Annotated in this window: 7 protein-coding genes; 2 read left to right on the plus strand and 5 right to left on the minus strand. The window is 74.7% G+C overall.

The genetic code is table 11. The features are described from left to right. The coding region (locus AAHZ94_RS18985; protein WP_349994156.1) for a hypothetical protein at positions 1 to 183 on the plus strand (183 nt) is incomplete at its 5' end. On the opposite strand, the gene pruA is transcribed toward AAHZ94_RS18985, so the two are convergent. After that, on the minus strand, positions 165 to 1796 hold the full coding sequence (pruA, locus tag AAHZ94_RS18990) for an L-glutamate gamma-semialdehyde dehydrogenase (protein ID WP_349994157.1): 1632 nt from the start codon (positions 1794 to 1796) through the stop codon (positions 165 to 167). The genes AAHZ94_RS18985 and pruA overlap by 19 nt on opposite strands. Before the next feature lie 354 nt (positions 1797 to 2150). Continuing rightward, positions 2151 to 3077 (minus strand): proline dehydrogenase family protein, encoded by a 927-nt coding sequence (locus tag AAHZ94_RS18995; RefSeq protein ID WP_349994158.1) that lies wholly within the window; start codon positions 3075 to 3077, stop codon positions 2151 to 2153. Positions 3078 to 4392: 1315 nt separating this feature from the next. Here AAHZ94_RS18995 and AAHZ94_RS19000 point away from each other — a divergent pair. After that, positions 4393 to 6147, plus strand: a complete 1755-nt coding sequence (locus AAHZ94_RS19000; protein WP_349994159.1) for a helix-turn-helix domain-containing protein — start codon at positions 4393 to 4395, stop codon at positions 6145 to 6147. 285 nt (positions 6148 to 6432) lie between these two features. Here AAHZ94_RS19000 and AAHZ94_RS19005 read toward each other — a convergent pair whose 3' ends face one another. From AAHZ94_RS19005 to AAHZ94_RS19015, 3 genes are all read right to left on the minus strand, one after another. Then, on the minus strand, positions 6433 to 7353 hold the full coding sequence (locus AAHZ94_RS19005) for an SAM-dependent methyltransferase (RefSeq protein WP_349994160.1): 921 nt from the start codon (positions 7351 to 7353) through the stop codon (positions 6433 to 6435). Positions 7354 to 7628: 275 nt separating this feature from the next. After that, positions 7629 to 9188, minus strand: coding sequence for an MFS transporter (locus AAHZ94_RS19010; protein WP_349994161.1), 1560 nt, complete (start codon positions 9186 to 9188; stop codon positions 7629 to 7631). Positions 9189 to 9269: 81 nt separating this feature from the next. Further along, positions 9270 to 10016: a TetR/AcrR family transcriptional regulator gene (locus AAHZ94_RS19015; RefSeq protein ID WP_349994162.1), complete on the minus strand. Its 747-nt coding sequence runs from the start codon at positions 10014 to 10016 to the stop codon at positions 9270 to 9272. Between the last annotated feature and the right edge of the window lie 890 nt (positions 10017 to 10906).

The raw sequence follows: 10906 nt of genomic DNA on the forward strand, positions 1-10906 counted from the left end.
GGCATCGGGGTGCGGGGGCCGGACTTCGGGGTGGAGTTCACCGGCGGCCGGTTGGTGGAGTACTCGACCGCGGCCCCCGGGGGGGGGGGCCCGGGCCGGGGGGGGGGGCCCGGGGGGCCCCCGGGCCGGCCCAGCGGGTGGGCCGGCCGGTGTGCGGGGCTGGATCAGCCCATGTGCGGGTAGCGGTAGTCGGTCGGCGGGACCAGCGTCTCCTTGATGGAGCGGGTGGAGGTCCAGCGCATCAGGTTCTGCTTGGCACCGGCCTTGTCGTTGGTGCCCGAGGCGCGCCCGCCACCGAACGGCTGCTGGCCGACGACGGCGCCGGTCGGCTTGTCGTTGATGTAGAAGTTGCCCGCGGCGAAGCGCAGTGCCTCGCAGGTGGCGGCGGCAGCGGCGCGGTCCTGCGCGATGACGCAGCCGGTCAGGCCGTAGGCCGAGGCGGACTCCATCTGGGTCAGCATCTCGTCGTACTTCTCGTCGTCGTAGACGAAGACGCCCAAGATCGGGCCGAAGTACTCGTCCTTGAAGATCTCGTTCTCGGGGTCGGTCGAGACGAGGACGGTCGGGCGGACGAAGTAGCCCACGCTGTCGTCGTAGGTGCCACCGGCGACGACCTCGATGGTCGGGTCGGCCTTGGCGCGGTCGATGGCCGCCTTGTTCTTGGCGAAGGACCGCTCGTCGATGACGGCGGACATGAAGTTCGTCAGGTCGGTGACGTCACCCATGGTCAGGGCGTTCACCTCGGCCGCGAACTCTTCCTTCAGGCCGTTCTCCCACAGCGACCGCGGCACGTACGCGCGCGAGGCCGCGGAGCACTTCTGGCCCTGGAACTCGAAGGCGCCACGGGTCATCGCCGTCTTGAGCACCGCCGGGTCGGCGGACGGGTGGCCGACGATGAAGTCCTTGCCGCCGGTCTCGCCGACCAGCCGCGGGTAGGTCTTGTACTTGTCGATGTTGGTGCCGACCGTCTTCCACAGGTACTGGAAGGTCTTGGTGGAACCGGTGAAGTGGATGCCCGCCAGGTCGGGGTGGTTCAGGGCCACCTCGGAGACGGCGATGCCGTCGCCGGTCACCAGGTTGATGACGCCCTTCGGCAGCCCGGCCTCCTCCAGGAGCTGCATCAGCAGCACGGCGGCGTGGGTCTGGGGCGGGGACGGCTTCCACACGACCGTGTTGCCCATCAGCGCCGGAGCGGTCGGCAGGTTGCCCGCGATGGCGGTGAAGTTGAACGGGGTGATCGCGTAGACGAAGCCCTCAAGGGGCCGGTGGTCGCTGCGGTTCCACACGCCCGGGGCGTTGGCCATCGGCTGCTCGGCGATGATCTGGCGCGCGAAGTGCACGTTGAAGCGCCAGAAGTCGACCAGTTCGCACGGGGTGTCGATCTCGGCCTGCTGCGCGGTCTTGGACTGGCCCAGCATGGTGGAGGCGGCCAGCGTCTCGCGCCAGGGGCCGGAAAGCAGCTCGGCGGCCTTCAGAATGATCGCGGCGCGGTCGTCGAAGGCGAGCGCGCGCCAGGCCGGAGCGGCGGCCAGCGCGGCGTCCACGGCGTCCTGCGCGTCCTGGGCGGTCGCGTTGCCGTAGGTGCCGAGCTTGGCGGCGTGGTTGTGCGGCTGCACGACGTCGAAGCGCTCGCCGCCACCCAGCCGCTTCTCGCCACCGATGGTCATCGGCAGGTCGATGGGGTTCTCGGCAAGCTCCTTGAGCTTGATCTCAAGGCGAGCGCGCTCGGGAGTGCCGGGTGCGTACGTGTGCACCGGCTCGTTCACCGGCGCGGGGACCTGGGTCACAGCGTCCATGGCCGTGTCTCCTTCGATCGTCGGGTCTGCGTACGAAAACGTTCTGCGTACGGAACGTAAGGGCGGCGGCACGGGGCCACCAGGGCGCGGGGCGCGCCGGCTCCGTTCCGGCCCCGTCCCGCGGGGTCGGCCGGCGCCGTGTGCACCGGGGCCGCCGCGGCGGTCTGCCGGGCGGACCGGTGCGGGCCGGACGGGGAACCACCGGCCACGCCGGGTGCCCCTGCCAGTCTTACTCTTCTCGGCCGCCAGCCATCGGGCGACGGGGCGGCCGAGCAGGGCCTACGGGGCCGGGCCGCGGCGCGCCCCACGGGGCGGCCGGAGCCGCCGTGGGACCCGTGGGCCCGGTGTGGGCGATCAGCCCCGGCTCACCAGCGAGCGCAGGAAGAACACCAGGTTGGCGGGGCGCTCCGCGAGGCGGCGCATGAAGTAGCCGTACCAGTCGGTGCCGTACGGGACGTAGATGCGCATCTGGTGGCCCTCGGCGCGCAGCCGCTCCTGCTCGGCGACGCGGATGCCGAACAGCATCTGGAACTCGTACTCGTCCAGCTTACGGCCGTTGCGGCGGCCGAGTTCCTGCGCAATGGCGATCAGGCGCGGGTCGTGGGAGCCGATCATCGGGTACCCGTCGCCCGCCATGAGGATCTTCAGGCAGCGCACGTACGCCTTGTCGACCTCGCGCTTGTCCTGGAAGGCGACGTCGGCCGGCTCCTTGTACGCGCCCTTGACCAGGCGGACCCGCGAGCCCTCGGTGGCCAGCGCGTGGCAGTCCTCCTCCGTGCGGAACAGGTAGGACTGCACGACCGCGCCGGTCTGCGGGAAGCGCTCGCGGAGCTCGCTGAGGATGGCCAGCGTGGAGTCGGTGGTGGTGTGGTCCTCCATGTCGAGGGCCACGTTCATGCCGGCCTCGGCCGCGGCCTCCACGACGGGGGTGACGTTCGCCAGCGCGAGGTCGTGCCCGCCGGGCAGCGCCTGGCCGAACGCGGAGAGCTTGACCGACATCTCCGTACGGGCGCCGAGGCCCAGCGGGGCGAGCGACTCGGCCAGGGCCAGGTAGGCGTCGCGGTTGCGGCGCGCCTCGGCGGGGTCGGTGATGTCCTCGCCGAGGAAGTCCATCGTCACGTCGAGGCCGCGCTCGGTCAGGCCCTGGATGACCGACAGGGTCGGGTCCAGGAGCTCACCCGCGACGAAACGGTCCACCATGGGGCGGGTGACCGGCGCGGCCGAGACGATACGGCGGATGGCGTCGCTGCGGGACGCAGCGAGCAGCACGGGACCCAGCACGGGGCACCTCCACGTTGCGGTTGTTCTTGTCAAGGCTGATCGCACCGGGCGGCCGATGGCCACGACGGCAAGGTGAGCCACTGTGAAACCTAAGGAGCAGATCCGGTGCACGACCATCGACACCTGTCACGCATCGGTGGCTGAGATCTCAGACAGATGTATGACAATGGTGTCGGTGATGCACTTCGTTGTCCGCCGGGCGTACGCCGGGGCGAAGCAGGGGGCGCTGGTCGAGATCCGGCCAGTGCTCTCGCAGCGGCGCTCCCGGGGCCGGGCGCGCACCGTCTGGCACTGCGCCCGCACCGTCTGGCACCCGTGCCCGCCGGCCGCCCGGCCGGGGGGCCGCGCTGGGGGTGCGGCCGGTTCGGCTGTGGCTGCGGCTGGTTCGACCGTGGCTGTGGCCGCTTCCGCCTGTCCGACCGGCCCGCAGTCGGCCCGTCAGTCGGTCTGCCTGTCGACCTGTCGTTCGCTCTGTCGGCTGGGCATGGAGCGGTCCGTCTACCAGTCGGACAGACGCACAGCGGGGCGGTCCGTCGCCGCTCCGGCAACGGGTCGGACGGCTGGTGATGTGGGTGCGGGTCGCCCGTACGGGCGTACGCCGCCTGCGGGGCGCCGCGTACCGACGGGGCACGGCGCGGCGGGGCCGGGGCGCGGGGCCACGGGGCGCGGAGGGGGCCGTACGGGACGGGTCCGCGCCGCCGGCGCGACACTCCGCGGAGTGCGGCGCAACCATCGGGACGGAGCAGGCACCGGCGTCGGCACGGGGTCGCGTGCGGCTCCGGGGCACCGGCCGTTGCCCGGTCCGCACGCGCCGCTCCTCGCGCGTGTACGCGCGGGAGGCTCCCGCACGACGGGGCGGCCCGGCGGCCCCGTACAGAGGGGGTACGACGGGTGCGCTGAGGACGACGGGGCCGTGCCCCACGGTGCGGCGGTGCGACCGGTGCGGTGGGACCCGACACGGCGGGGCCAGGCGCGACGGGGTGCGCCCCGGAGCGCGGCGCCGGCGGGGCCGGGCAGGCGCCGGAAACGGGGCGGCTGCCGGTGGAGACGGGAGAAGAGCGCGCAGAGCCGCGAAGCAGCGAGCACGAGGCGGTGCACGGCCAGCACCAGGCAGTAAGCGTAGGCAGCAGGCAGCAAGCAAGAGGTGGAGCGGGGCGGAGAAGGAGGCAGTGGGAGGCCCGGGCCGGGGCCGCCCGCTCCCCCTCCCCCACACGCCCCGCACCGCCCGGACACCGCCCCGTACGGGGCGCGCCGGGCAGCGCGGAGTCCGGGGGCCCGGACGGCACACGACACATCGAAGGGGGCCACGCGACGGATGCGCGGCGACTACCAACAACTCGTGGACGAGATCTCGGCGATCTTCGGCGCCCCCGCGACCCTGGAGGACCGGGACTTCGGGCTGATCGCCTTCGGTGTGCACGACAGCGATGACGACTTGGCGATGGATCCGGTGCGGACCCGGTCGATCCTCCAGCGCCGTTCGACGGCCGCGGTACGGGCGTGGTTCGAAGGCTTCGGCATCGCGCGCGCGCAAGCCCCGTTGCGCATTCCGCCGGACCCCGCGGCCGGGGTGTTCATGGGGCGCATCTGCCTGCCCGTGCGGCACCGGGGCATCGTGCACGGCTACGTGTGGCTCCTGGACGACGGCCACCTCTCCGACCTCGAACTGGGGCGCCCCGGCGCCCCGGCCGACCCGCGGCTCACCCAGGCCATGGAGACGACGGCGCGCATCGGCGCCCTGCTGGCCGCGGAGGCCCGCAGCGGGGCGGAGCTCGGGGTGTTGCTGCGGGCCCTCCTGGTGGGGCCGTCCGGCGGTCGGGACGAGGCGGAGGCGGGGCTACGGGCCGCGCTCCGTTCGGCGGCGCGCGGCCCGCTCGCGATCGTCGCGGTCACCCCGTGGGACGCCGAGAACCCCGCCGAGGCCGGCCCACTGCCCAACCTGCCGGGGCTGGCCGCCGTCTGCGCCATCGCCGATCAGGCGCGCCCCGGGGCGTCGGGCGGCCAGGGCGGCGCGGCCGGCGGGCCGAACCCGGGCACGAGCCTCGCGGCCCTGGTACGGCTGCGCTCCGCGGCGTCCGTCGACCCGGCCCTGGCAGCAGCGGAGCAACTCCTGCGCTCCCCGCGCGCGACGGCCACCGGAAACGGAGCGCGCAACGACGCACCGGGCACGACGGAGCACGGGGTACGGAGTGCGGGCACGGGGCACGGGGCGGGGACACCGACGGAGGCCCGGCAGGGAGCACGGGGCGCAGCCCACGGGGCACGGGGCGCCGACGTCGGCGGCGGTTCGGGACGGGGCACGGGGCACGGAGCCGGCCCCGCCGCCCCGTCAGGTGACGACGCCACGGACGGTACGGGGCGCCGCGGTACGGAGGGCGCCGCACGGGGCGCGGAACACGGAGCACGGAGCGGTAGACCGGAGGCGCGGGGCACGGGGCACGGGGCACGGGGCGGGGACGCCGACGGGGGTCCGGCACGGAGCACGGGGCCCGGGGGCGGGAGCGCGGCGGCCGGTGTGAGTGACGTACGGCGCGAGCTCTCCGACCTGCCGGCCGCCTGGCGGGAGGCGCTGGCCGCGGGGGGGGCGGGGCGGGGCCCCGGGGCCGCGGGGGGGGGGGGGTGGGGGGCGGGGGGGGGCGCGGGGGGCCCGCCGCGGGGGGGGGCGGGGGGGGGGGCGGCCGGCCGCGCCCCCCCGGCCGGGCGGCCCCCGGGGGGGGCGGCGCGGGCGGGGGGGCGCGGGGCGCGCGCCGATGAACGGCTCGGGCCGGTCGCCAACTGGGCCGACGTCGGCCCGTACCGCCTCCTCACCGGACTGCCGTGCACGGCCCCCGACCCCGCCGTGCGCCCGCTGCTCGAACACGTCCACGCCGAACTCGCGCGTACCGCGGAGGAGTTCCTCGACCGCGCCGGCCAGGCCGGCCGTACCGCCCAGGCGCTCGGCATCCACCGGCAGACGCTGTACTACCGGCTGTCGCGCGTGGAGCAGCTCACCGGCCTCGACCTGGGCGCAGGCGAGGACCGGCTGCTGCTCCACATGGCCCTGAAGAAGGCGCGGCTGACGCGCAGTTAACGCCTGCCGGCGAGACTGGCGTATGCCGGGCCCCGTGCGCCCTTCCTCCCCGCCGGCAGAGGGCCGGGGGTTGGGGAGGCCGCCCGGGCGGACGGACAGGCCGGCGGACAGCGGCGCGGGCGGCCCGGTGGACGGAGCACGGGGAGGGGCGGGGCACGGGCGGGCGCGCGATGCCCCGTGGCCCGTACAACCACCGGTACAACGCCTCAAGACCGGGCCGGCACCCCGACAACGGAGCCAGCGCAACGGGGTCGAAACCGACGGAGCCAGCCCGCCAGGAAGGCGCTACCCCCGCTGTGGCTGCGGGTCGGCCCCGGCGGGAAGGGGGCGGCGCATGGCATGGATCAGCCAGCCGCGGCCCGTACCCGGTAGCAACGGGTCGAACGCCCGGGGCGTGGGGCGGTCGTAGTCCGCCGCGACCAGTCCGATGTCCCGCAGCTCCGGCGCCCATCCGCGTTGGCGGAACCAGGTGTCCAGGTCGGTGCGCGGGCCACCGTGCCACAGGTCGGTGAACTCGGCGGAGATCGCGGTACGGGCGGCGCGCAGCCGTTCGCCGTCCTCGCCGTGGTCGAGTTCGAGCGTGCGGCCGGGCGCCGAGAGCGCCCCGATCGCGTCGAGCAGCCCGTCGGCCGCGACCGACGGCAGCCCGTACAGCAGGCCCTCGGCCAGCCATGCGGTGCGCGCCGTGGGGTCGAACCCGGCCGCACGGAGCGTGGCGCCCCAGTCCTCCCTGAGGTCGGCGACGACGTCCACGAGCGTGCACCGCGGGCTCGCTCCGGTGGTGTGCAGCGCTTGCCTCCGGAACTCCAGTACCGGTGCGAAGTCCACCTGGAAGACCCGGGTGCCCGCCGGCCAGTCGAGCCGGTACGCCCGGGCGTCCATCCCGCAGGCGAGCAGCACGACCTGGGTGCGGCCCGCCCGTGCGGCCGTCAGCAGCGCGGCGTCCAGTGCCGCGGTGCGCACCGCCACCTGGTCGGCCATCAGCTCACGGAAGTCGGCGCTCGACGCCGCCGCGGGCGTCTCGCTCCAGAAGGTGTCCGCGCCTCCGGCTGCGTCCAGGAACACGCGCGCGTACGGATCGTCGAACAGCCGGTCCGTGCGGCGCTGCTCCAGCTCGCGCAGGAACGCGACCCACAGTGAGGTCTCCGCGAGCCCCCTGAGCGCTCCGTGGCGCGCGTCCCGTGGTGTGGGCGCTACCTGTGTCATGACGTTCTCCTCTCTAGCCACTGTCCGTTTCCGTACGTCTTCACGACTTCACGTCTTCAGGAGGTCTCGGTACGTCCCCCTCGTGCTGTGGGGCATGCCTGCGGCCCGCTCTGGCTGCGGTTTCGGTTTCTGTCGGCTCCGTGCGTCCGTCGGGCCGTGGCCCCGGCCGCTCCGTGCGGGCCCGCGGCCGTCCTGGCCCCAGCTGGTACGCGACCGTCCTGGCCCCGGCCGGCGGGCCCCGTGTCCCGCCCGCCGCAGGCATCCCCGCGCCGGCGCTAGCCCAGGTGCGTGGCCATCGGTTCGGCACTCGCCGCTGTGTCGCGGGTGGGGCGCGGGGTGTTCATCAGGGCCGCCACCAGCACGGCGGCCATGGCCAGGATCACGGCGGCCACCACGAAGGCGTCCGAGAACCCCTCCGTCAGGGCCCGTTGGGCGACCTCGGGGGTCGGCGGGTGGTGGGCGGCCAGGTAGTCGGCGGTGGCGCTGGTGGCGATCGTGTTGAGCAGTGCGGTGCCGATCGAGCCGCCGACCTGCTGCGCCGTGGTGACCGAAGCGGAGGCGATGCCGGTGTCCTCGGCGCGCACGCCGTGCGTGGCGTAGTTCATCGCCGGCGCCATCACCAGGCCGAGCCCCATGCCGACCAGGATCTCCGCGGGCAGCACCCGGGCCGCGTACGAACTGTCCGGTGTCAGCGGGATCAGCCAGGCCACGCTCGCGGCGGAGAGCAGCAGCCCGGGGGCGATCAGCACGCGCGGCGGGACCTTCGGAATGCGGCGCGCCGCGACGCCACCCGCCGCGAACAGGACGCCCGCCGTCATCGGCAGGAAGGCCACGCCGGTGACGACGGCCGAGTAGCCCTTGACGGTCTGGAGGTAGTACGTGAGGAACAGGAACATCGCGAACATGCCGACCATCGACAGGCCCACCGCCAGGTAGGCGCCGCCCCGGGTGCGGTCGGCGATGACCCGTAGCGGCAGCAGGGGCGTGGCGGCCCGCCGCTCCACCAGTGCGAACGCCACCAGCAGCAGCACACCGGCCGTCAGCAGACCGAGCACCCGGCCCGAGTCCCAGCCGGCGGACTCCGCCTCGCTGCACCCGTAGACGACGCCCACCCGGCCGGCGCCGGCGCGCAGGGCGCCGGGGACGTCGAACCTGGCGCGGCTCCGGCCGCTGTGGGCGTCGGTGGGCAGCGTGTACCAGCCGCAGACCGCCACCACGGCGATCGGCACGTTGACGTACAGGCACCAGCGCCAGTTGAGGTACTCGGTGAGGAAGCCGCCGAGCACCAGGCCGATGGCGCTGCCGCCGGCCGCGACGGCGCCGAAGATCGCGAACGCCTTCGCTCGCTCCTTCGCTCCTGTGAACATCACCGCGAGCAGTGACAGTGCCGACGGGGCCAGGAGTGCGGCGAAGGCGCCTTGCAGCGCACGGGCCCCGAGCAGGACGCCGAAGTGGCCCGCCGCGCCGCCGAGCGCGGAGGCCCCGGCGAAGCCGACGAGGCCGATGGCGAAGGCCCGACGGCGCCCCGTGTAGTCGGCGATGCGACCGCCGAACAGCAGGAGGCTGCCGAACGCGAGGGTGTAGGCGGTGATGACCCACTGCCGGTCCCCGTCGGATATGCCGAGGTCGCGCTGGGCGGAGGGCAGGGCGATGTTCACGATCGTGATGTCGAGCACGATCATCAGTTGGGCCAGGCCGACGAAGAGCAGGGCGATCCACCGTCGCGGATGCGCGTCGGCGGGGTGGGCCGCGGGGTCGGACCGTGCTGTCGGTACGGGTGCGGATGCGGAGGTCGACCCGGCCGCATCGCCGGGTCCGTGGTCGCTAGCGGGCATCTGCTTGCCTCTCTGTGCTGCCCGAGCCGCGCCGGGCTTCGTGGGTGGGGCCATGAGCCAGGTCGCGGCTCGGGCCGTGGGTCAGGCCGTGGGTGGGGCCACCGTTGGGGCCGTCGGTCGTGTCAGAGCAGGCTCGGCGGGCGAGCGCGCGCCGATCACCCGGGCCCTGATGCGCTTGAACCAGTCGAGACCCACGGCGGGGCCCGGCAGCGGCGCGCGCTGCCCCTCGCGCCCCGGAGCGCGCAGGCCGTCGATGTAGATCTCCAGTTGGCGGTGGGCCAGTTCACCGTCCTCGGCGAACGGGCCGCCGGGCAGCGGCCGGGAGACCCGCATGAGCATCAGGGCGATGTCCCCGAAGAGCACGTCGGGGCGGAGCGTCCCGGCGGCGTGGGCGCGGGTGATCAACTCCTGGACGGGGTCGGCGGCATCCTGTCGGGCTCCGCCGACGACCTCGTCGAGCGCGATCTGTCCGATGAGGCCGGGGATGACGGAGCCGAGCCGTAGGTCGAGCGCGGCGTGCAGGAACGTACGGAGCGCCTCGAAGGGCTCCGCGGGATCGCGCTGCGCCGCCGACGCGGCCTCGCGGAGCGCCGCGAAGACGTCGACGGCCACCGCCCGCAGCAGGTCGGCGCGGTCGGGAAAGCGCCGGTAGAGGGTGGCCGCGCCGACGCCGGCCCGCCGGGCGATCTCGTCCAGCGGGGCGCCCGGGCCGTACTCGGCGAAGACTTCCCGGGCCGCGCGCAGGATCTGTTCCCGGTTGCGCCACGCGTCGGCCCGCATGCGCGGCGGCGGCTGGGCACCGCCCGCCGTGGTGGGCTCTGTGGTCACGGCTCCTCCTTCGCGGGCCGGCAGGCAACCCGGGCGGGGAGGGCGGCGAGCGCCCGGCACCGCAGGGCGACGGCCACCACGCCCCCGTAGCTGGATGGTTTTTCTCCGCTTAGACCAGCGTAGGCCCTCCGTCACAATAATTCATCACCCGTTGAGTAAGTAGGCGGAAAAGAACCGGGCCCCACCGCTCCAGCGGTGCGAACCCGGTCACTGACGGCCCCACGCCTCGGCCCACATCTCGACCCCGTACCGGCCCCGTACGCTCCCTCCCCCGCACTCCCCGCCCTGATCGCGCCATCCCGCACGGCCCCGGACGACACCCGTAGCGCGGCGCCCCGTACCTGCTCCGTTCGCCGCGCATCGCCCACGGCCCGTACGCGCCGAAGGGCCGGGAACGGAGCGGGTACGGGGCGCCACAGCCGGCCCACACGGAGCGCCGTGGCACGTACTGAAGGAGCCTGCACGCGGGCCCTACGGGGCAGCGGCGAGCAGGCCGGGCGCATGGCTGGAAATGGCGCCTGAACAGGGCCCGGAGCGAGGTCCGGTCGATGTCTGAGCGCACCCCTGAGCGGGCCCGGCCGACGCCCGAACGGGGCCGGAACGTGGCCCGGTCGGCACCCGACCGCAGTCGGAGCGGGCCCCCTGTGTCCACCCCGCACCGGACTCAGGGGTGGGCGCGCAAGAGGCGCCTACGCGCGCGATGCCTCACGCAAGAAGTGCGCACGCGAGAGGTACGGACGCAACGGTGCCGAGCGCCCCGGGCGGGGGCGCGGGCCGGGGCGCGGGCCGTCGGTCTCGCCCGCCCGTGCCGCCCCGTGGGTGCGGTGGCGGGGGGGGGGCCCGGGCCCGGCCGGGGGGTGACCCCCCCGGGGGGGGGGGCCCCCCGCTCC

The sequence above is a fragment of the Streptomyces sp. HSW2009 genome (genome assembly GCF_040240285.1).
GTDB lineage: Bacteria > Actinomycetota > Actinomycetes > Streptomycetales > Streptomycetaceae > Streptomyces.